This window comes from Pedobacter sp. ASV1-7 (assembly GCF_040203335.1).
Taxonomy (GTDB): domain Bacteria; phylum Bacteroidota; class Bacteroidia; order Sphingobacteriales; family Sphingobacteriaceae; genus Pedobacter.
Genome location: NZ_JBEHBV010000004.1, coordinates 337,331 through 358,736, shown reverse-complemented (window position 1 = coordinate 358,736; position 21,406 = coordinate 337,331). Strand labels below are relative to the sequence as shown.

At 36.1% G+C, this 21,406-nt stretch carries 18 protein-coding genes; 10 read left to right on the top strand and 8 right to left on the bottom strand.

What is annotated here, in order from left to right:
• Positions 1 to 13: 13 nt before the first annotated feature.
• Positions 14 to 1,456 (bottom strand): ATP-dependent DNA helicase, encoded by a 1,443-nt coding sequence (locus ABDJ41_RS11890; RefSeq protein WP_349786231.1) that lies wholly within the window; start codon positions 1,454 to 1,456, stop codon positions 14 to 16.
• A gap of 52 nt (positions 1,457 to 1,508) precedes the next feature.
• Here ABDJ41_RS11890 and ABDJ41_RS11885 point away from each other — a divergent pair, with 52 nt between their 5' ends.
• Genes ABDJ41_RS11885 through coaD form a run of 3 tightly spaced genes read left to right on the top strand, consistent with a single transcriptional unit; the run spans position 1,509 to position 3,333 of the window.
• Entirely contained in the window at positions 1,509 to 2,339 is an 831-nt protein-coding gene (locus ABDJ41_RS11885; protein ID WP_349786230.1) for a DUF3822 family protein, read from the top strand.
• Positions 2,330 to 2,875, top strand: a complete 546-nt coding sequence (locus ABDJ41_RS11880; RefSeq protein ID WP_349786229.1) for an RsmD family RNA methyltransferase — start codon at positions 2,330 to 2,332, stop codon at positions 2,873 to 2,875. The genes ABDJ41_RS11885 and ABDJ41_RS11880 overlap by 10 nt, the downstream gene beginning before the upstream one ends.
• Positions 2,872 to 3,333, top strand: a complete 462-nt coding sequence (coaD, locus tag ABDJ41_RS11875) for a pantetheine-phosphate adenylyltransferase (RefSeq protein ID WP_349786228.1) — start codon at positions 2,872 to 2,874, stop codon at positions 3,331 to 3,333. Before ABDJ41_RS11880 ends, coaD begins: the two co-directional genes overlap by 4 nt.
• Here coaD and ABDJ41_RS11870 read toward each other — a convergent pair.
• Together ABDJ41_RS11870 and ABDJ41_RS11865 are read right to left on the bottom strand one after the other, a co-directional pair.
• Positions 3,328 to 3,951: an NUDIX hydrolase gene (locus ABDJ41_RS11870; protein ID WP_349786227.1), complete on the bottom strand. Its 624-nt coding sequence runs from the start codon at positions 3,949 to 3,951 to the stop codon at positions 3,328 to 3,330. The genes coaD and ABDJ41_RS11870 overlap by 6 nt on opposite strands.
• A gap of 91 nt (positions 3,952 to 4,042) precedes the next feature.
• Complete coding sequence (locus tag ABDJ41_RS11865; RefSeq protein ID WP_349786226.1) at positions 4,043 to 4,903, bottom strand: sigma-70 family RNA polymerase sigma factor; 861 nt, start codon at positions 4,901 to 4,903, stop codon at positions 4,043 to 4,045.
• Positions 4,904 to 5,290: 387 nt separating this feature from the next.
• Here ABDJ41_RS11865 and pyrE point away from each other — a divergent pair, with 387 nt between their 5' ends.
• Positions 5,291 to 5,950 (top strand): orotate phosphoribosyltransferase, encoded by a 660-nt coding sequence (pyrE, locus tag ABDJ41_RS11860; protein WP_349786225.1) that lies wholly within the window; start codon positions 5,291 to 5,293, stop codon positions 5,948 to 5,950.
• Between the two features lie 5 nt (positions 5,951 to 5,955).
• Positions 5,956 to 6,354: an SRPBCC family protein gene (locus ABDJ41_RS11855; RefSeq protein ID WP_349786224.1), complete on the top strand. Its 399-nt coding sequence runs from the start codon at positions 5,956 to 5,958 to the stop codon at positions 6,352 to 6,354.
• 61 nt (positions 6,355 to 6,415) lie between these two features.
• Here the strand turns inward: ABDJ41_RS11855 and ABDJ41_RS11850 are convergent, their stop codons facing one another.
• Complete coding sequence (locus tag ABDJ41_RS11850; protein WP_349786223.1) at positions 6,416 to 7,021, bottom strand: hypothetical protein; 606 nt, start codon at positions 7,019 to 7,021, stop codon at positions 6,416 to 6,418.
• Positions 7,022 to 7,093: 72 nt separating this feature from the next.
• Complete coding sequence (locus tag ABDJ41_RS11845; RefSeq protein ID WP_349786222.1) at positions 7,094 to 8,314, bottom strand: MFS transporter; 1,221 nt, start codon at positions 8,312 to 8,314, stop codon at positions 7,094 to 7,096.
• Between the two features lie 554 nt (positions 8,315 to 8,868).
• On the opposite strand from ABDJ41_RS11845, the gene clpB reads away from it, so the two are divergent.
• Both clpB and ABDJ41_RS11835 read left to right on the top strand, forming a co-directional pair.
• Positions 8,869 to 11,463, top strand: coding sequence for an ATP-dependent chaperone ClpB (gene clpB / locus ABDJ41_RS11840; RefSeq protein ID WP_349786221.1), 2,595 nt, complete (start codon positions 8,869 to 8,871; stop codon positions 11,461 to 11,463).
• Positions 11,464 to 11,702: 239 nt separating this feature from the next.
• Positions 11,703 to 13,982 (top strand): glycosyltransferase family 4 protein, encoded by a 2,280-nt coding sequence (locus ABDJ41_RS11835; RefSeq protein ID WP_349786220.1) that lies wholly within the window; start codon positions 11,703 to 11,705, stop codon positions 13,980 to 13,982.
• 1 nt (position 13,983) lies between these two features.
• On the opposite strand, the gene ABDJ41_RS11830 is transcribed toward ABDJ41_RS11835, so the two are convergent.
• Positions 13,984 to 15,447: a glycoside hydrolase family 130 protein gene (locus ABDJ41_RS11830; RefSeq protein ID WP_349786219.1), complete on the bottom strand. Its 1,464-nt coding sequence runs from the start codon at positions 15,445 to 15,447 to the stop codon at positions 13,984 to 13,986.
• Between the two features lie 380 nt (positions 15,448 to 15,827).
• Here ABDJ41_RS11830 and ABDJ41_RS11825 point away from each other — a divergent pair, with 380 nt between their 5' ends.
• Entirely contained in the window at positions 15,828 to 16,433 is a 606-nt protein-coding gene (locus tag ABDJ41_RS11825; protein WP_349786218.1) for an outer membrane beta-barrel protein, read from the top strand.
• Between the two features lie 105 nt (positions 16,434 to 16,538).
• On the opposite strand, the gene ABDJ41_RS11820 is transcribed toward ABDJ41_RS11825, so the two are convergent.
• Complete coding sequence (locus ABDJ41_RS11820) at positions 16,539 to 19,052, bottom strand: S9 family peptidase (protein WP_349786217.1); 2,514 nt, start codon at positions 19,050 to 19,052, stop codon at positions 16,539 to 16,541.
• A gap of 124 nt (positions 19,053 to 19,176) precedes the next feature.
• Between ABDJ41_RS11820 and ABDJ41_RS11815 the strand changes: the two genes are divergently transcribed.
• Together ABDJ41_RS11815 and ABDJ41_RS11810 are read left to right on the top strand one after the other, a co-directional pair.
• Positions 19,177 to 20,070: a polysaccharide deacetylase family protein gene (locus ABDJ41_RS11815; protein ID WP_349786216.1), complete on the top strand. Its 894-nt coding sequence runs from the start codon at positions 19,177 to 19,179 to the stop codon at positions 20,068 to 20,070.
• Between the two features lie 26 nt (positions 20,071 to 20,096).
• A complete protein-coding gene (locus ABDJ41_RS11810) occupies positions 20,097 to 20,963 on the top strand; it encodes a polysaccharide deacetylase family protein (protein WP_349786215.1) in 867 nt (288 codons plus the stop codon).
• Here ABDJ41_RS11810 and ABDJ41_RS11805 read toward each other — a convergent pair.
• Positions 20,960 to 21,406, bottom strand: coding sequence for a 3-oxoacyl-ACP synthase (locus ABDJ41_RS11805; RefSeq protein WP_349786214.1), 447 nt, complete (start codon positions 21,404 to 21,406; stop codon positions 20,960 to 20,962). The genes ABDJ41_RS11810 and ABDJ41_RS11805 overlap by 4 nt on opposite strands.

Here is a 21,406-nt window from a genome sequence, read left to right as displayed (position 1 = left end):
CAGAGGTTTAGTATTAAAATTCATCCTCAGCTGCAGCCAAAAATAAATTAGAAGCAAAATTAACTAAAAATAATTCTTTTTTTGCTCTTGTTACACCTGTGTACAACCATCTTAGAAAATCCATATCTACCATATCATCAGTCAAATATCCTTGATCTACAAATACAGCATCCCATTGTCCCCCTTGTGCTTTATGACATGTAACTGCATAAGCGAACTTGATTTGTAGAGCATTATAATAAGGATCTTCCTTAATTGCATTAAACCTATCCCGCTTATTTTTAATATGTTCATAATCCAGGTTTAATTCCTCAAATAGCTTGCTATTCTGCTCATAAGATAAATTTGGGGCTTCGACCGTTAAAGTATCCAGCATCACTTTACAGGTAACAGCTCCTACCTCCGGAAAATCTAAAAACTCCAATTGTACCTCTGCAAAACGAAAACCATATCTTTCTTCTGTGCGTCGAACCCGCACAATTCTGGCCATGTCACCATTGGCAATAAAGGCGGTAGACTCATTTTCCGGCAGCCAGAAGTAATTGTTCCTTACCACCATAATCTGATCCCCACCAGTCAGCTCCTCTTCCCGGTAAAGTAAACGAGCTCTGATCTGCTGGTTATAAACATTAGCTGATTTATTTGAACGACATACTACAAGTGAATTCTCAATACCGAACTTACTATAAGCATATTCTAATCCCTCAACCAGTTTTAAACCGGTCATTCTAAAGATATCCTTATAATTCTTAGTCATGAATTTCGGTAGCACCACGTCCCCATCCTCCTCCTCTTCCAGGTCACCAATCAACTTTCTCAGCATAGTTGCATTGGCCAATATACCCGATTCCTTTTCTTGCCTTACAACCTCTTTAAGTTCTACAGATTTAACCTGCATACCAAAATTAGCAGCCATATACTCAGCATTTAAAGCCGGACTATCAATACTTCCTACGGGAGGTAATTGGGCTGTATCCCCCACAAACATCGCCGCACAATTTTTTCCATTATAAACAAACTCCATCAGGTCCTTTAAAAAAGATGACCCAGTCTGAGTAATCCATTCGTCAGCAACCATAGAGGCTTCATCAATAATAAATAAGGTATGCTCGGCTATATTGGGCGCTATCTGAAAGGATAAATCTGTACCAACTGCAGAACGTTTTCTATATATTTTCTTGTGTATAGTAAGTGCTTTTCGACCAGTATAATTGCTCATTACCTTGGCTGCTCTTCCTGTTGGCGCTAATAATACCGCCCGGAATTTAAATTTTGTTAGTGCTTTTACCAAAGCGCCCACAGAAGTAGTTTTACCCGTCCCCGCATAACCTCTCAATATAAAACACTGATTCCCTAAATCATGCGATAAAAAAGAAGCCATTTCCTTACAAAAATCACGCTGTTCCGCTGTCGGATTGAATTCATAAGAAGCTTCAATAATTGCTGCTTTATCCATTTAACAAATATGCGATGGTGATCTTATAGAAAAAAGGATTAATTTTGCTAATATGGATAATAAAAACAGCATACTACTGGTTGATCCGGAATTTGACCTGAATACGGCTGCAGATTGCGACCTGTTGTTAAAAATAACACCAGATAGTTTCTCTTACGCCATCATTGATAAAAGCTGCAGACAACTTAAAGCAGTATACGATGAACAGGAATGTGACAATGTTCCGGTACGATTAGCAGCAAAACTTAAAAATGACATCTATTTAACGTTGTCATTTAATGAAATCAAAGCTGCTGTTTATACAGAAAATAACATAAATATTCCTAATGCGCTCTATGATCCGGAGCAATTAATGCAATACACAAGTTTTTTCACCACCGATCATTCTAATAATTTATACACAAGGCCATTTAACAGCTTTGGTTTTACTTCTATCTTTAGCCTGCAACAATTTACAGAAGATGTACTTACTACATCACTAAAAGACTGCAGACTGTATACTCAAAATGCACCTGTTCTTGCATTGGCTTCAGAAAAGGATAAAACCATTTTGACATTGGATTTCACTGCAACATGTTTTAATGTATTATATACTACAGGTGAAAAATTAATCTTTCAAAACTATTACCAGATTGATAATGCAGAAGAATTCAATTACTATCTGCTGCTGATCATCAGTCAAATCAACATAGATACTTCAGATACTGAAGTCAGGTTAAGTGGTATCATTCATATTGGTGACGAAAGCTACCAGTGCATTGAAAAATATTTTAATACCATTACTTTCAATTTACCTCCTGTAAAGGAAATTGATCACCGAATTCTAGATGATATGCCTGCTCATTATTACAGTAGTCTTTTAGCCCTTGATATATGCGAATAATTGGAGGGAAATTAAAAGGGATCCGCTTTCATGCACCTGAGAGTTTACCTGTCAGACCTACTACAGACATGGCAAAAGAAGCCCTGTTCAACATACTTTATAATACCTATGATTTTGAAGAATGTAATGTTCTCGATTTGTTTAGTGGTACCGGTAGCATTAGTATAGAATTTGCTTCGAGAGGAATTAAACATGTTACTTCAGTAGATAAGCATTCTGGTTGTGTATTTTGGCTAAAGTCAGTCATAAAAAAATATGACCTTACAGAAATTGATGTTCAAAAAGCTGATGTCTTTAAATTTCTGGAAAGTGACAAACATGTTTATCAGATTATTTTTGCGGATCCACCGTATGACCTGAGTACAATCCCACTTATTCCAGAACTGGTAATGCGTAATAACTTACTTACTGATAATGGTTTGTTAATAGTAGAACATCCATCTTTACTTAAAATGAAAGACCAACCCGGATATAAAGAAACAAGACGTTACGGTAACTCTTCATTTAGCTTTTTTGAAAAACCCCAACCAATATGAGGATTGCATTATTCCCTGGTTCATTCGACCCAATAACCATTGCACATGTTGATATACTTAAACGTGCATTACCTTTATTTGATAAAATTGTAGTAGGCATAGGATTAAACAGCTCTAAACAAAGCTATTTATCTGCAGAAAAACGGGAAGAGATTGTAAAATCAGTTTTCACAGATAGCCCAAAAGTTGAAGTACAACTTTATGAAGGACTGACTGTCGATTTCTGTAAAAAGATCAATGCAACTTATATGGTAAGAGGAATCCGTTCAGTCGGAGATTTTGAGTACGAAAGAGCCATTGCACAAATTAATCAGACCATGATGCCTGAAATGGAAACTATTTTCATACTTAGCAAACCTGAGTATTCAGCAATTAGCTCAACTATTGTTCGCGATATTCTTCGTAATAATGGCGATGTAAGTCCATTTTTGCCAAAGGAAGCAATCTCACACTTATAAAACCCGTTGTGGCAAAAGCTCCCCTGCTTCCAGAACGTCCATAATAGATGGATATGTATTGGCAATGACAGGCTCTAACTCATTCTTGCTTAGCCAGCTGGCTTTAGTAATACCTTCTTCTTTTTGAGGAACCAATTTAGGCTCACCTTTAACTGTCATACGATACCAATTTGTTTTCTTAAGTACAATTTTAGATCCTATGGTATACACATGATAAGTTTTACACAATTTCTCGTCATGAGTTAAAATCTTGACTCCACACTCCTCTTCTACTTCACGCCACGCAGCTTCCCTCATTCCTTCACCTTTTTCTACCTTTCCTTTTGGCAAATCCCATTTCTTATTTCTAAAAATAAAAAGATAATTTCCTTTAGCACTTTCCACCAATCCTCCAGCAGCTTTAATAAGCTCACAGCTTGATTTTATACTTTTAAATAGAGATTTTGGATCTTCCGTCAACAAAACAAAAGCTTTACCAGAAACCTTATCTAACTGTGCATAAAATGTTTGAAAATTAAACCCAAGAACAGTTAGCTGTTCTATTTCTTCATTAAGCTGGGGGATAATCGAAGTTATATATAAGGTAATATCATTGATGTAAATCCTGAAAGTTTTCATAGGAATAATTCTTTACTTCTAAACTGTATGGTTATGATTGTCTCCTGTGTAAATTGGAAATAATTTTAAAAATAATGAATTCTCCCTAATTTCATGCGTATTCTTTCATTATAGCAATATTTTTCCTTGATTTTAATTTTTCCAATGAATGTCCTTTTACACGACGGACTGTTTCTGCACTAATCCCCAGCATCATTCCTATCTCTCTGTTTTCGAACGACCTTACCGCTCCTATTCCATAAGCAAGACAAAGTATTTCTTTTTCTCTTGCAGTTAATACATTCATCATTAAACCGATATTAATATTTATAGTGTCACTTTCAAATTGCCCATCCGGTGAGACTGATTCATTATCACACATTATACTTAATTTCGTTTCAGGTTCATCTGCTGATATTGGCACGTCATATGAATATGCATAAGTTGTATTTGAAATATATTCCAAAACAAGTCGACAAGGCAAATTCATATGTTCTGAAATCTCCTCTACAGTAGCGAACCTATGCAGATCCTGCTCTAGTTCGGCCTCTGCATTTCTTAAATCCAGAATACCTTTTAACTGATTTCCAGGCAATCGTATCATGCGCTTATTTATCCCCATACTGTACAAAATAGATTGTCTGATCCACCAGACAGCATAAGTTATAAATTTAAAACCTTTAGTTTCATCAAAACGCTTAGCTGCTTTTATCAAACCTATATTACCATCAGAAACCAGATCAGGCAGTGAAATACCGGGTAATTCATATTTTTTAGCAACGGTTATTACAAAACGTAAATTACAATTGACCAATTTGTTTAAGGCCGCCTGATCACCTTTGCGAATCTTTCTTGCCAGAATAGCTTCCTCTTCCATCGCTAGCAATGGATATTTACCCAGATCATATAAATAACGTTCAAATGAATCGACTTTACGGTTTGTAATAGATCTTTCTATATTAATTTCTTTCATTTCAATTCTAATTACTTGTCATTTTAAGCACACAAAGGTCATAAGACCTATTTGAAAAGAAATGGGATAAAAAAACTACTGCGTTTTCCACCAAGTGATGATCAAAAAACAGAATTATATTTTTTTGACTCAAAAATAAACGACGATAACAAAATTTTGTATGGAAATAGTTTTATGGTTCAATAGAGTTTCAAAACAAAAAACCCTATTCCTCTGATAATCAGCCAAAGTCAAAAAACCTCTTTTAACGCCAAATATAATTGCCGATATTTGCACATATAGGAATTATTTATTTAACCGAGCATTTTCTTCAATTTTACACATTGCGTGATCATAACAATAACGTAGTGTTGACACAAATTGTAAAGAATTCTGTATTTTTGAGCCATGTATAATAAAAGTGATATTGAATTAAAGGTAGCTGAATTTTTATTACAAATAAAAGCAATTAAGTTACAACCGAATACCCCATTTACCTGGGCTTCAGGTTGGAAATCTCCTATCTATTGTGACAATAGGATCACCCTTTCTCATCCGTCTGTAAGAACCTATATCAGGCAAAAACTTACCCAATTAATACAGGAAGAATTTGGTTCTGTAGACCTTATCGCCGGAGTTGCTACTGCAGGCATTCCGCAGGGGGCTTTAGTGGCTCAGGAACTGGGATTACCTTTCGCTTATGTTAGATCGAAAGCTAAGGAACACGGAACAGGAAGCCTTATTGAAGGTGAGATCATTGAAGGACAAAGAGTAGTAGTAATAGAGGACCTGATCTCAACTGGAAAAAGCAGCCTACAAGCTGTTGATGCCTTAAGAAATGCAGGTTTATCTGTTGCCGGATTGGTAGCTATATTTACTTATGGCTTTGATCAGGCTGATGAAAACTTTGCGGCTGCAAAATGTCGTTATGCAACATTATCGAACTATAACACACTAATTGAATACGCTGCTGAACATAGCTTTATAGCGGAAAAAGATATTGATCTTTTAACAAAATGGCGTAGAAACCCTTCAGAGTGGGGTAATGAATTAGAAAAACTAACCTGATCATCATGACAGTTATTGAAAGTACCACTGAAGTCAATTTGCCTGTAGAGAAAGTATATGCTTTTTTAGCAGATATGAATAATCACCAGCAACTTATGCCTGAAAATATCTACAACTGGTCTTCTACAGAAGATGAAGCTAGTTTTACGATACAAAACATGGCAAAACTGGCTATTAAAATCTCCAGTCGCGTAGAAAACAAAGAGCTGATCGCTGTACCAACAGAAAAAGCTCCTTTTGATCTGGAATTAAAATGGACAGTAGCAGATAATGGAAAAGGAGGCACTACAGCATCACATATCATATCGGCAGACCTGAATATGATGATGAAGATGCTTGCATCTGGTCCATTGCAAAAGCTAGCTGATCATCAGACAGAAAGACTTGCAGAGATATTAAAATAACAAATCAAAAATAGAAAAGGGTGCTTTCAGCACCCTTTTTCATGATTAAATAATTTACTCTTCATTTGTGTTGTAGGGTATATTCAAAATCTATAAACGGCAATAAAGTAGTAGTTCGGATATTAGACATACTTTCACTTTGCAAAGGATTGATATCGTCGCTAAAAAAACCATTAATAAGTGTCACAATTTGTTGCTTCACCGGATAAACAGTTCCTCTTTCTTTACTATTTAACCAACCTACGTAATCACTCTGATTGTTATTTCCCGTGCTTTCGACATAGGTACGTGTAATGTAATAGGTTTTACCGCTTTCTATAAAAACAGGACGTCTCAATGTAAAAAATTCAATCTTCTCTGTATCACTGGGAGATATAAAACAGGTGCTCAATGAGTGGCTCTTACCTACCTGCCAAATTGAAAAGCTATATGAAATGCCAGGCTTCCAGGCTCTGTACCCTACTTTTGTAATAGCTATTGGTTTTTCTGTACTAAAAACACAGCCATGAGTTTTCATATCCATCGCCAAAAGTGTTTTATAACCATTTTGGAATATAAAATTTGACAATACTGTTTTTAAAGCATAAAAACACATGGGTGCTTCTGGAAACTGCTGGGCAATTATTGAAAATGGAATCTCAGCCAGAGAAGAAATGAGCTTTTTCATAACATATTGGTTTTGGTTTATTAGATATAAACCGGAATACCAAATTGTTACCCTTAATTAGAAATTTTATATTTAAAAATCAGCCAATTTCATCTTTTTCATAACAACAAGAAATCCTATTGCTGTTAACAACAACACGATAGCTGTCCCATACCATAAGGTTTCGAAGCTATATTCCGAAGCAATCCTTGTACCTAGGAATGGTGAGAAAATATGTGCTGCTGAAAAAGATAAGGCATTAACTCCCATATAAGCACCTCTTGTTTTTAAAGATGAACGCTGTAAGGTTACCGTAGCCATAAATGGCATAGCAAGGATTTCTGATATACACAGAACAAAAATAGACACATATAACACCCATATTCCATTCGCCAGATTAAGAATAACAAATGATAAACCACAAAGCAAAACGCCCCATACGATTACAGCTCTTGCTGTCATCCTTTTTTCAGCGATATGTACAAGAAGCATTTCAAGCAGAAATACAACTAGTCCACTAAATGCTAGTATCACTCCAATCTTCGCCTCAGAAAGCATATAAATTGTTCTATAATAAAGTGGTAATGTGCTGAGCAATTGAAAAAAGCAAATCGCGAATATGCAACTCAATATACTAAACAATACAAACAATATATCTCTGTACGGTGAACGGTTTGCATTTGGAGCATCATTATCCTTTTCCTGTTCAATTACCTTCTTTTCATTCCCCTTTCGGTTACGGAAATAAAGAAAAAACAAAAGGGCAGAAAAAAAAGCAGCTACAGCATTCCCATAAAACAAGAATGTATAGGAAATTGCGGCAAGAAAACCTCCTAATGCAGGTCCTATTGAAAATCCAAGGTTTAATGCCATCCTGTTTAAAGAAAAAGACCTGATGATATTGTCTGGTTTTGAATAATAAGCAATAGAAACAGAGTTTGCTGGTCTGAATGTTTCTGAAATAATACTCAGCATGAATACGCCAACCCCAAGTTTAACTACCGTATCTAATTCAGGTAATAAAAAAAACATGGGTACAGTTAGAATTAAACTGATCAGCTGAACTTTAAAATGCCCAAACTTATCTGTTAGCCAGCCGCCTAAAAATGAGCCACCAACAGCACCAACACCAAAACAACTTAAAACAAGTCCGGTATCTTCAAGACTAAAATGAAGATGATTAACCATATAAACACCCAAAAAAGGGATAACCATGGCTCCGCTTCTGTTAATCAACATGACTAGTGCCAGCATCCACGCTGGGGTTGATAGCCCTTTATAGGCATCCAGATATAATCTTATAAATTCTTTCATTAGTATCGCAAGATATGACAGCCCAATCTCCTTATCAGAGCTCGCATCAGGATGTAAAGTGCCTCCAAAGATCGCAAATTAACCCGAAAAATGTTGGATGACACCAAATTATTACAGGAAAAAAGACTGTAAATTAATCTCATTATGGGGCAGATTTTGGACTGCGTAAAGAATAATCAGGAGATAACTACAATATAACAACAAGATGATTACAGGGTTGCGCTACCCTTAAGCTACCCTTGAATTACCCTTACGCTACCGTTGGAATACCCCTAAGGTAGCTTAACCCTATCACAAGGGTAGCTTAAGGGTAGCGCAACCTAGTCGTCAGATAGAGATTATTCTGTATTCATCTTGTAATTATAATAATGATCTACAAAATTCTCACTTTAATTCAACCCTATTTTTATTAATTACAAGAAAATAACTGACATTATTTCTTAAAAAACTGCTACTACGAGGTAACTTAGTCATAAACAATTGATAATTACCGACAAAACTTCCGATTTCGATAAAAAAAAACAAGTAGGCATTTACTTTGTTAAATAGCTGTTATGAACTTTAACAACTTTACAATAAAAGCACAGGAAGCAATTCAACAGGCTTCCGAAATAGCGCAGGGCAATCAGCAACAAGCTATTGAGACAGCCCATATTTTAAAAGGGTTGCTTACTGTTGATGAAAATGTAGTTTCTTATGTATTAAAGAAGCTGAATGTAAATCTAAATGTCATAAATCAACAATTAGATGAGCAGATAGAGAAATTCCCTAAAGTTACGGGCAGCAGTCCCTATCTTACTTCAGGAAGTAACTCTGCTTTACAGAAAGCACAATCGTACTTAAAAGAATTTAAGGATGAGTTTGTTTCTGTTGAGCATGTATTGCTGGGATTACTTTCAGTAAACGATAATACATCTAAACTCTTAAAAGATCAGGGTGTAACAGAAAAAGACCTTAAAAAAGCTATTGTTGCTTTACGTGGAGATAATCATGTAACTGATCAAAATGCTGAAGCGACTTATAATGCACTAAATAAATATGCCCGTAACTTAAATGAATATGCAGAATCTGGTAAACTCGACCCTGTAATTGGTCGTGATGAAGAAATCAGACGGGTAATTCAGATTTTATCAAGAAGAACAAAAAATAACCCAATTCTGATTGGCGAACCAGGAGTTGGTAAAACTGCTATTGCAGAAGGTATTGCACACAGAATTATAAAAGGTGATGTACCGACCAACTTGAAAACAAAAACTGTTTATTCCCTGGATATGGGTGCACTGATTGCAGGTGCAAAGTATAAGGGAGAATTCGAAGAACGTTTAAAGGCTGTAGTTAAAGAGGTAACTCAAAGTGACGGCGACATCATTTTATTCATTGATGAGATTCATACTCTTGTCGGTGCCGGTGGTGGCGAAGGCGCAATGGATGCAGCAAATATTTTGAAACCTGCCCTAGCCCGCGGAGAACTACGTGCTATAGGCGCGACTACCCTTGATGAATACCAGAAATATCTGGAAAAAGATAAAGCATTAGAACGCCGCTTTCAAAAGGTAATGGTGGATGAACCAGATACTCAGGATGCCATTTCGATTCTACGTGGATTAAAGGAACGTTATGAAACCCACCATAAAGTACGGATTAAGGATGAAGCTATTATCGCTGCTGTAGAGATGTCTCAACGGTATATTGCAGATAGGTTTTTACCAGATAAAGCAATTGACCTCATGGATGAGGCCGCTTCAAAGCTTCGCCTGGAAATGGACAGTGTTCCTGAAGAAGTTGATGAACTGAATAGGAAAATAATGCAGCTTGAGATTGAAAGGGAAGCAATTAAACGTGAAAACGATACCAATAAAGTAAAATCTCTGGCGGAAGAAATTGCTAATCTATCAGCTGAAAGGGATCAGATTAAAGCCAAATGGCAGGGAGAAAAAGACCTGGTTGATAACATCAACAATGAAATTGAGCAGATTGAGAATTATAAACTTGAAGCTGAGCAGGCCGAGCGCGCAGGAGATTACGGTAAAGTAGCTGAAATACGTTATGGTAAAATAAAAGAAGCACAAGATAAGGTTGAAGAACTGAAAAAAGTGCTGGAAGTTCAGCAATCTGAAGGCCGAATGCTTAAAGAAGAAGTTACTGCAGATGATATTGCCGGTGTTGTCGGTAGGTGGACAGGTATCCCTGTTACAAAACTGATTTCAAGTGAAAGAGAAAAACTATTAAACCTGGAAGCTGAATTACACAAACGTGTGGCCGGACAACATGAAGCTATTGAAGCCATATCTGATGCAATTCGTCGTTCACGTGCAGGCTTGCAGGACAAACGTAAACCCATAGGCTCATTTATATTCCTGGGTACTACTGGTGTGGGTAAAACAGAGCTGGCAAAAGCATTGGCAGAGTTCCTATTCAATGACGAAAATGCGATGACAAGGATTGACATGAGTGAGTATCAGGAGCGTCATGCAGTTTCAAGATTAATTGGTGCGCCTCCAGGATACGTAGGTTATGATGAAGGTGGACAATTGACAGAAGCTGTACGTCGCAAACCATATTCTGTGGTACTTTTGGATGAGATCGAAAAAGCACATCCAGACGTATTTAATATATTACTACAGGTATTAGACGATGGTAGATTAACAGATAATAAAGGTCGTGTGGTGAATTTTAAAAATACAATTATCATCATGACCTCTAATATTGGTTCTCATTTGATTCAGGATAATTTTAAAAACCTGAATGAAGAAAATCATGATGAGGTAGTTGCAAAAACTAAAAATGAGTTGTTTGAACTGCTGAAACAAACCATCAGACCTGAGTTTTTAAACAGGATAGATGAGTTGATCATGTTTACTCCATTGAACCGTGCTGAGCTAAGAGATATTGTAAATCTTCAATTTAAACATGTTCAGGATACACTTGCAGAAATGGGTATTGAAATTGAAGCTTCTACAGAGGCTTTAGATTGGCTGGCAGAATTAGGTTATGATCCTCAATTTGGAGCACGACCTTTAAAAAGAGTGATACAGAAACGAATTTTAAATGAATTGTCTAAAGAGATTTTATCAGGAAAAGTGGATAAAGACAGTAAGATAAAACTGGATATGTTCGATCATAAATTTGTATTCTTAAACAACAAATAAGATTATTTCATTTTCACACAATTTGCCCTGAATGAGCTAAATCAAAAAAAATTAGTCCATTCAGGGCTTTTTTATTCAAACCATCCACATTTATACAAATGAAATACAATAATTCATGAAATAAATCTGCGAAAAATAAAACTACGCACACATTTAACAGTTTCTTATAAAGAAAAACTACTTAAACAGAACAATCTGCCTTTCAGATTGTTAATATCATAATAAGAATCCCTGAAATTATGAAAATCGCTTATATCTCAACTTACCCCCCACGCGAATGTGGAATTGCCACATTTAATCACAACCTTGTTAGAGCAATAGGCTACGATAAAACAACCGTTTCTGAGGATAGTTATGTAGTTGCACTGAATGATACTGAACATATTGACAGCTACGAATATCCAGAAGAAGTTAAATATCAAATCAGACAAGAGAACCAGAAAGATTATATCCGTGCTGCTGATTACATCAATACCAGTTTGGTAGATGTATGCATTATGGAACATGAATTTGGCATATATGGTGGTGAAAATGGTGTTTACATCCTCCCCCTTATTGCAAGGCTACAAAAACCGTTGGTCACTATTTTGCATACCATATTAAAAGATCCGAACTATATGCAACTGACCATTATCAGAGAAATAGCTAAACACTCGGCAAGGATTGTAGTAATGAGTCATAGAGCTGTTAGCTTTTTAACCAGCATTTATGGGATTCCTTTTAGTAAAATTCAACTAATTGAACATGGCGTTCCAGATCTTGAAGCTTTAGTAGATAATCCTGTGAAGACCTCTTTGCCATTTAAAGATAAAAAAGTGCTGTTTACATTTGGGCTCATCAGTAGAAACAAAGGGTTGGAAACAGTAATTGAAGCCTTACCAAAAATAGTAGCTAAGAACCCTGATGTAATGTATGTAGTCCTTGGTACCACACATCCTGGTGTTATCCGAAATTCAGGAGAGGAATATCGCGACAGCCTAAAGCGTCTGGCCCGAAAGCTCAATGTGGAAGACAACCTTACTTTTATAAATAAATTTGTATCTGAAAAACAGTTATTTGACTATTTAACTGCCTGTGACATGTACATTACGCCTTATTTAAATGAGGCGCAGATTACAAGTGGAACCTTATCTTATGCTATCGGGGCTGGCGCTGCAGTAATCTCTACACCCTATTGGCATGCACAAGAATTACTGGAAGACAACCGAGGCTGCCTTTTTGACTTTAAAGACGCTGATGGTTTGGCAAAAATTGTAAACGAACTTTTTGAAGACCGCGAGAAGTTAAACATATTAAAAGCAAATGCGTATGAATATGGTTTACACTTACGCTGGCCTACAACCGGCCAGGTATTCATTGATGTATTAGAAGAAGCCATATCAAAATCTTTAATCAAGAAAGAGAGACCAAATAAACAAATTATTGATGCTGATGCTATGCCATCCTTTAATCTGGCACATATTCAGCGATTAACTGATGATACAGGAATAGTTCAGCATGCTAAATATGGTATTCCCAACCTAAAGGAAGGCTATTGTCTGGACGATAACTCAAGAGCATTAATAATGGCCATCCTCGCATACCAACAAAACAAAAGTAAAATTGCTTTAGAGCTCTTACCTGTGTATTTGAGCTATATACAATATATGCAGAATGAAGATGGCAGTTTCAGAAATTTCTTAAGTTTTACACGTGAATATCTAGATGAAGTAGGATCAGAAGACTCTTTTGGTCGAACGATATGGGCATTAGGGTATTTGATTAATAATGCACCGAACAATTCTTACAGAGAATTTGCAAGAGAACTATTTGGAAAATCAGTTCCACACTTTAAAAAATTAAAGCATTTACGGGGAATTGGAAATACCATGATTGGTTTATCCAGTTACCTTAAGGCACACCCTGGAGACGAACACATTAGTGAACAATTTGAGCAGTTGGCTGTCCCCTTAAAAGAAGCCTATAGGCGAAACAGAGAGGACGAATGGCATTGGTTTGAGGAAAAGATGACTTACGATAATGCCATTTTACCACTCGCCCTGCTTTGTCATTATGAGAGGACTAAAGACAATGAATCGTTAGAAATAGCTTTAGAAAGCATGGAATTTCTAAGTGAGAAAACACTAATTAACGGTTATTTAAATCCAGTAGGTAATAACGGATGGTTGTTTAAAGAAGGAGAGGACATGGCTTTATATGATCAACAAGCCATTGAAACTATGGCAATGGTATTATTGTACTTCAAAGGATATGAAATTACTCAAGACCTTAATTACATCAAGCAGGTGCATTTATGCTACCAATGGTTTCTGGGCGAGAATAGTCTACGGCTCCCACTCTTTGACCACGAAACAAAGGGTTGTGGTGATGGTTTACAACCCCATGGTGTAAACCGCAATCAAGGTGCAGAAAGTACATTAGCCTATTGGATTTCACATTTAATTGTGCTCAATGCAATGGAATACGAATATATCCAGAGCAGCGACTTTAGTTCTGTCCAAAAGCAGGTTCTTAACTAAATTATTTTGAACTTTTTAGTTTATTTAATAGCAGGTCTATTTTAACTGTTGCAAAAGAAGAGCAGTAGTCGGAAAGTCCATAAGGAATAATCAATTCTCCATTATGGATAATTGATCCACAGGAATAAAGGACGTTTGGCACATAACCCTCACGCTCATCCGTATTAGGGATGACAAGCGGTTCAGTTAAATGTCCTATTTCAATAGAAGGATCATTCAAATCAAACAAACTTGCACCCAGACAATAACGTCTCATAGGCCCTACCCCATGCGTAATCACTAGCCAACCTGCCTCTGTTTCTATTGGTGAGCCACAATTACCGATTTGACAAAACTGCCATGGAAACTTTGGTGATTGAAGCTTTACAGGATTATCCCATACTGTAAGTTTATCTGAATACATTAAATAATTATTCCACCCATCAATCCGCGACATCATTGCATACTTGCCATTTATTTTGCGCGGAAATAGTGCAAGATTTTTATTCTGGGCACCTATTCCATGTAGAGGACTAACTTTGAAATCGTAAAAATCAGTGGTCTGCAATAATTTAGGCATTATAATCGCCCCATCAAAAGCAGTGTATGTAGCATAAAAAATAATGCTGCCATCGTCCTTAACAAAACGTACAAATCGGGCATCTTCAATACCTTTACGTTCAAATTCGGAAATGGGAAAAATAATCCTGTCCGATATATCTGTATCTCTTGAAAAACTAATTTCATGATAGGTATCTGAAAGCCATAAGATCTTATCAAATTCCAGCTTCTTCAGATCATCCTCCTGTAGGTTCTTACTATCCAATATGATCTTTCTTAAGGTAGCATAATCAAATTTATCCTGAAGCTTTTCCCCCACCTCATCTAAAACCTCTATTTCGATCCTGGAATCAGCAGCTTTTTTAAGAAATAACTTTTTGTTATAAACGGCATTTTTAATGACCTCTGCTTCATCAATATAATTTCCAGCCGGAATGACTGTAATATTGTTATCACGGTCTAACAGCGCTCTTCTAAAGACTACAGAAGAAATATGTCCTTCGCCTACTGCCCTAAAACTAATAATCAATCTTTTTTCACCTTCAACAAGGTCAGATTGATCAGGGTCTTCAACCGCTGAAGGATTAAAAAAAGCAGCGGATTCAATAGAATACTCATGTGTAAAATATGAACCTAGTAGTAACTTCTGATATTTATCAAGTGATTCAAAATCATAACCTGCCTTCTCTATGCAATCAACTATTTTCTTGCAATGACGGGTAAGGATTTTTGTGATATTACGATGCCGTTTAGAATATTCCTGCAATAAAGGAGAAATAAGACCGAAAACCTCTTTATCAGATAGCGCAAGAACTTGCTTAACAACTTCTACTGCTCTGTCGGCTCCATTAAAAAAAAATCTTGCGATTACCCGTTTGGGATCTGGGTATACTTTAACCGGTTTTCTTTCTATTAATAATCTCATATAGTATACAACATCTTAAAGGACAACAATGATTTATGAATTTAATTTTTTTTTAAACAAAATGCAGGAGTATGATCAATGATTTTGTCAACATGTCTGTTAAAACAGACAACATAAGTACTGACAAAATTACAATAAAAGTCAGATTGTCTGTTTTAACAGACGCTGGATTTGTCACAGTTTTATCTCAATTGTCATCCTAAAATAATAAATAAATCAATAAACACTTTTATTGATCTATAAATAAGACCATTATATAAAAACAGCTATTTCAGACAATTATGACAGATTTTTATTGGCATACACATTGACTATATACCAACAATGGTCAGAATGTAAATAACAAAAAGACCTTATTATAAATTTTAAAAATTACGAACATGAAAAAATTATTATTATCATTAGTTGCAGTTTCAGCATTAGCATTTGGCGCTCAGGCACAGACAGAAAAAGGTAAAATATTGTTAGGAGGTGGAGTAGGTTTTAACTCTACAAAAGTTGAAGGCAAGAGTAAATCAGATATCAATTTTAACATTCTTCCTTCTGTAGGATATTTTGTGAGCGATAACATTGCTATTGGTACTGGTGTTGGATATGATTACGACAAACAAGTTAGCAAAGGTCTTTTAAGCCAGGCATTTGAAGTTGCTCCTTTTGGCCGTTACTATGTAGGATTATCTGACCAGTTTAAATTCTTCGGACAATTATCAGTTCCTATGTCTTTTGGAAACTATAAAGACGTTAATGATGTAACTGGTGATGTAGGTGATAAATTAGGTACTTCTACTAAAATCGGTGTTCAATTAGCTCCAGGGTTTGCTTTCTATCCTACAAAAAGAATTGGCATTGAAGTTTCAGTTGATGGTTTAGGTTATCACAACCTTTCTCTTAAAGATGAAGCTACAGGAGTTAAGAGTACATCTGATACATTTGGTTTAAATGCAAGTACCGTTGCTCCTAGATTAGGTGTGATGTTCCACTTCTAAGATAGAAGTTTCATATAGTTTAAGTTTGGTTAGAGAAAAGGCCCTTCGCAATTGCGAAGGGCCTTTCTTTTTAAATAGCAGCTTGCTTATAAAAAGCGATATGAATTAACGTTTACGCTCAATCTCTCTATCTATTTCCAGAATACTTACTTGTTCTGATGTTGAAAAATCACCAATCAGGTATTTATTAAAATGATCTGCAAGTTTCCAGAAAGCATACTCTGTAAGGTCCCCGAATGCATGACGCTGTCCTGGAATAATTGATAATTCGAACCTTTTACCAGCACGCATTAATGCATTTGCTACACGGATTGTATTTGCCGGGTGCACATTATTATCAACATCACCTGTCATTAACAACAAATGACCTTTCAGGTTTTTAGCGAGGTCTGGGTTTTTATCAATACTGTAGGTAAATGTAGTATCACCTTTAGCAGTAACAGACTCTTTTACCCCATGATGTTTTTCGCTCCACCAACGGTTATAAATACTGTTATCATGATTACCTGCATTAGATACTGCAGCTTTAAAGAAATCTGGATAAACCAACATGGCAGCAGTCGACATGAAGCCTCCTCCCGAATGCCCAGTAATTCCCACTTTATTGATATCTATAAACGAATGTCTATCTGCTAATTGCTCTACCGCAGCCTTTTTATCTGCCAAGCCATAATCTCTTAAATTACCATAACCGTAAGTATGGTAACGCTTAGAACGTGCAGGATGTCCCCCACGGTTCCCTACCGTTACCACAATATATCCAAACTGAGCCAAGCGTTCTGTTCTGTCCATACTTTTTGTAAATGCCTTATTTACGGCTTCTGTTTGAGGTCCTGGATATACATATTCTATTACCGGATATTTCTTATTGGAATCGAAGTCAAAGGGCTTATACATTACTCCATAAAGGTCTGTAACACCATCATCTGCCTTTACTTTAAAAGGTTCGGGGAACTTATAACCAGCTGCCATCAGTAAGGATAAATCTGCAGTTTCCAAATCCATCACGACCCTACCATTGTTATCCATTAACACAGACTTAGGTACTGTATTTACTCTCGAAAAGTTATTTACAAAATACTTGGCTTCATCATTCATACTGATTGAATGGTCAAAATCACCAGCGTTCAATAATTTCATTCCTGAGCCATCAAAATTAACACGATAAAGATGCATATAGTATGGGTCTTCTTTAGGCTCCCGCCCATTGGCAGTAAAATAAAGCACCCGGTTTTTATCATCAATTTTCACAATTTCTTCACAATGAAAAGCACCCTTAGTAATTTGATTTTTCAACTTCCCATTACCATCAAAAAGGTAAAAATGTGCCCAGCCGTCGCGTTCTGACCAATGTATCAATTCTTTGCCTTCATTTACCAATCCCGGGCGAGTAACTTCAACGTAAGTATTAAAACGCTCATCTATTAAAGGGGTAACAGTCCCGGTATTAATATCAACCATACACACATCAATTCTTTTCAAATCCCTGCTGGTACGCTGGAAATAAATTTTACTATTATTCCCCAGCCATAGAGATGGTCTGAATTCATTATCACGGTCTTTATTTAATAAGGGTGCAGGCCATACAGATACAGTCTGATCTTTAAAAGCAGCGGTATTTAATTTCTTATAACTTTTAGCGGCAAAATCAAATAAAAGAACTTCAAACACTGGCGCATCTTTTTCACCTGGCATGTGATATTTATAAGTTTCAAGTGTTGGTCTGCCCGGAGCTACATTGTTGATTACCCATAAGTCTTTTACTTTACGGGAGTCTATACGGTTAAGTACAAAATGTTTAGCGTCTGGCGACCACAATACATTCGCACGTCTGCGTTTTTTATTATTCTTCTCATTTTCCTCATTGTTCTCTCCATCACCATTGCTACCATATGGATAAAACTTAACACCATCTTTAGTCAGCTGATGCTCTACAATTGTACTGTCTTCTTCATTTTTAACAGCTTTTTTGTAGTTTTCCTTATCCATCCAATACAAGTTATAATTCCTTGTAAAAATGATAGCTGAAGAATCCGGTGCTACAGAACCCCATGTAGGTTTAGCTTTAGGCCTGGTGTAATTAGGAATTTCCGTAAGCTTTGAATTGTTGATTTCGTAATTAAAGTAAAAAATCTTTTTCTGCATAGAATCTGCTGCCTTTTTATCTTTACGGTCTTTTTTCAATTCATCTATAGTGCTTTGAACCTCAAAGGTTATATGTTTTTCATCAGCAGAAAATTTTAAATTTTGCAATGGCAGATGAGTTGCATCAAAAGGATCTCTGATGACCGTTGTGATTTCGGCGGCAAGCTTTGTATTATCAAATATTTTCTTTTTACTCTTTGCAACAGGATCTACCAGATACCACTCCTTACCGATAGCAGTTTCATAGACGTACCAAAAACGATTACTCAATTTAAGCCAATGCGGATCCACATCAGTTGAATAAATCATTTTTTTAAGCTTCGTAGGTGAAAATCTTGAAGCCAGTTGATAATTCGCTTTCGGTGCTTGCTGTACCGATTCAGTAATTGTAAAAGTCTTTGTTTGTGCTTTTACATCAGAATTGATGCAAAAAACAGTAAGTACCGCTGCCAACGGCAAATAAAGTTTGTTCATTATGAATATAAGTTAAGCCGCTAAAATTATTGAATATTACATCGTCAAAAGGATATTGTATGTAATAAATCCGATAGCTGTATTTTATTCATTTGATTTTTTAGTTTTGTATCAAATATTAGCTATGAAAAAGTCTTTCTTACCATTTGTTGCAGCTGCATTAATTTTTACTGCTGGTTGCCAATCTAAATCACAAACCAATACCGCTTCAAGCGATCAGGCTTCTACTCCTACTGAAACAGAAACTCCTGATGCTAAAACCGATACACAAACACCTGCAATTGATGTTTCAAAAATCAAGGTTGCAGATGCAGCAACAATTTTAGCGCGTAAACAAGTACCGATATTGTGTTATCACCAGGTAAGAAACTGGAAAGCTACAGATGGTAAAGTAGGCAAGGACTATATTGTAGAAATACAGAATTTTAAGGATCAGATGAAAATGCTGGCTGACAGTGGCTATCATACCATTTTACCTGATCAATTGTATGCATATTTAAATACTGGAGCATCATTACCGGAAAAACCAATCATGATCACTTTTGATGATACAGACTTAAACCAGTTTGAGCAGGCTAATCCAATTCTAAAAAAACATGGTTTCAAAGCTGCCTATTTTATCATGACGGTATCTATTGGCAAAAAAGCTAAATATGCGGATTACATGAGTGCTGAACAAATTAAGCAACTGGCTGATGAAGGAAATGCAATTGGTCATCATACCTATGATCATAAGAACTTCAAAAAATATCAGGGCAAAGACTGGGAAGAGCAGTTAGATAAACCGACTAAAAGAATTGAAGAGATTATAGGAAAGAAAGTTACTGACTTTGCATATCCATTTGGCTTATGGAATGCAGAAGGTTTTCCTGAACTTAAAAAACGTGGTTTTAGAATGGCTTTCTCTTTAGCAGATAAACGCGATCAAAACTATCCTTTATATACAGTAAGAAGGATTATAGCTAGTGGCTACTGGAGTCCAAAAACACTACACAATAGTATTGTAAAAAGTTTCTAACCTATCTGAATTACTATAAATTAGAAATGAAGCCTTTATTTTTAGCATTCTCTTTAGCTGCTTTACTTTGTGCAGCAGCTTGCACTAGTCCAACAAAAAGTAACGTTAAAACACCAGAATCAAGTCATCCAAATCAGGAAGCAACTAAAGATATCGCTACTGGGTCGGATAATAAAAAAGAAGCAACAGCAGCTGAGATTTTAGCTAAAAAAGAAGTTCCTGTTCTTTGTTATCATCAAATCAGGGAATGGAAAGCATCTGACTCTAAACGTGCACATGACGATATCATGTCGCCATCTAAGTTTGAACAGCACATAAAAATGCTTGCTGATAGTGGCTACCATACTGTTTCACCAGATGAGTTGTATAATTATCTAAAACACGATGGTCCCCTACCCCAGAAACCAATCATGATTACATTTGATGACAACAATCTGGATCATTATACTGTTGCAGCACCTACATTAAAAAAGTATGGTTTCAGAGGTGTATTCTTTATCATGACTGTTACCATTGGCAGACCCAGATATATGAGCAAGGCTCAGATCAAAGAACTTTCTGATGATGGTCATACGATCGCAAGTCATACTTATGATCATAAAAACTTTGCTCAGTTTACTGATGGAGATTGGGAAACTCAGATTGACAAACCATCTAAAACCTTAGAAGCAATTACGGGTAAAAAGGTTGAGTATCTCGCTTACCCTTATGGTGTTTTTAAAGCAGCTAATCTTCCTAAGTTACAGGAACACGGCATCAAAGCTGCTTTTATTCTTTCCACAAAACGTGATGAAAATTATCCGATACAGACTATCAGACGTATTATAGATCCAGGTACTTATACAGCTAAAAACTTATACAACAGCATTAATAAGAGCTTTAATAAACCTTAAGCTACTTCTTGGATGGTGTAAGTTTTACCATTAAAACTAAAACTGTCTTTGCTTTTTTTGCCCAACATCAGTTTTCCGATAGGTGATGCAGCAGAAATAGCAAATACAGTTTTACCTTCGGTTTGTAACTGACCTGCACTAATGCTGATATAAAATATACCTTGATTGGTATTTACTAAACTACCTCCTCTAATGGTTTCTGATGGAACTGCATGCGCAATTGCTTCCAGAACTTTACGATTTTCCTCAGCATCAATCAATAAACGTTTATTACGATCGATATCCTGTTGCATCATTTCCCTGCTGGTTTCGTATTTATCGCCGGCACTGCTTTTTGTATCATCATTACTAGCCTCACGTGCTTGTGCTAATGCTGTTTCAGCAGTTTGGATTCTTTGTTCAATAAAGTTCAGACAAAGCTGATATAAATGTTCCTTATTCAT

Bases quoted from the DNA above. Each gene is read 5' to 3' on its own strand.
- ABDJ41_RS11890 (WP_349786231.1), bottom strand. From the start codon at position 1,456: ATGGATAAAGCAGCAATTATTGAAGCTTCTTATGAATTCAATCCGACA.
- ABDJ41_RS11885 (WP_349786230.1), top strand. From the start codon at position 1,509: ATGGATAATAAAAACAGCATACTACTGGTTGATCCGGAATTTGACCTG.
- ABDJ41_RS11880 (WP_349786229.1), top strand. From the start codon at position 2,330: ATGCGAATAATTGGAGGGAAATTAAAAGGGATCCGCTTTCATGCACCT.
- coaD (WP_349786228.1), top strand. From the start codon at position 2,872: ATGAGGATTGCATTATTCCCTGGTTCATTCGACCCAATAACCATTGCA.
- ABDJ41_RS11870 (WP_349786227.1), bottom strand. From the start codon at position 3,951: ATGAAAACTTTCAGGATTTACATCAATGATATTACCTTATATATAACT.
- ABDJ41_RS11865 (WP_349786226.1), bottom strand. From the start codon at position 4,903: ATGAAAGAAATTAATATAGAAAGATCTATTACAAACCGTAAAGTCGAT.
- pyrE (WP_349786225.1), top strand. From the start codon at position 5,291: ATGTATAATAAAAGTGATATTGAATTAAAGGTAGCTGAATTTTTATTA.
- ABDJ41_RS11855 (WP_349786224.1), top strand. From the start codon at position 5,956: ATGACAGTTATTGAAAGTACCACTGAAGTCAATTTGCCTGTAGAGAAA.
- ABDJ41_RS11850 (WP_349786223.1), bottom strand. From the start codon at position 7,021: ATGAAAAAGCTCATTTCTTCTCTGGCTGAGATTCCATTTTCAATAATT.
- ABDJ41_RS11845 (WP_349786222.1), bottom strand. From the start codon at position 8,314: ATGAAAGAATTTATAAGATTATATCTGGATGCCTATAAAGGGCTATCA.
- clpB (WP_349786221.1), top strand. From the start codon at position 8,869: ATGAACTTTAACAACTTTACAATAAAAGCACAGGAAGCAATTCAACAG.
- ABDJ41_RS11835 (WP_349786220.1), top strand. From the start codon at position 11,703: ATGAAAATCGCTTATATCTCAACTTACCCCCCACGCGAATGTGGAATT.
- ABDJ41_RS11830 (WP_349786219.1), bottom strand. From the start codon at position 15,447: ATGAGATTATTAATAGAAAGAAAACCGGTTAAAGTATACCCAGATCCC.
- ABDJ41_RS11825 (WP_349786218.1), top strand. From the start codon at position 15,828: ATGAAAAAATTATTATTATCATTAGTTGCAGTTTCAGCATTAGCATTT.
- ABDJ41_RS11820 (WP_349786217.1), bottom strand. From the start codon at position 19,052: ATGAACAAACTTTATTTGCCGTTGGCAGCGGTACTTACTGTTTTTTGC.
- ABDJ41_RS11815 (WP_349786216.1), top strand. From the start codon at position 19,177: ATGAAAAAGTCTTTCTTACCATTTGTTGCAGCTGCATTAATTTTTACT.
- ABDJ41_RS11810 (WP_349786215.1), top strand. From the start codon at position 20,097: ATGAAGCCTTTATTTTTAGCATTCTCTTTAGCTGCTTTACTTTGTGCA.
- ABDJ41_RS11805 (WP_349786214.1), bottom strand. From the start codon at position 21,406: ATGAATAAGGAACATTTATATCAGCTTTGTCTGAACTTTATTGAACAA.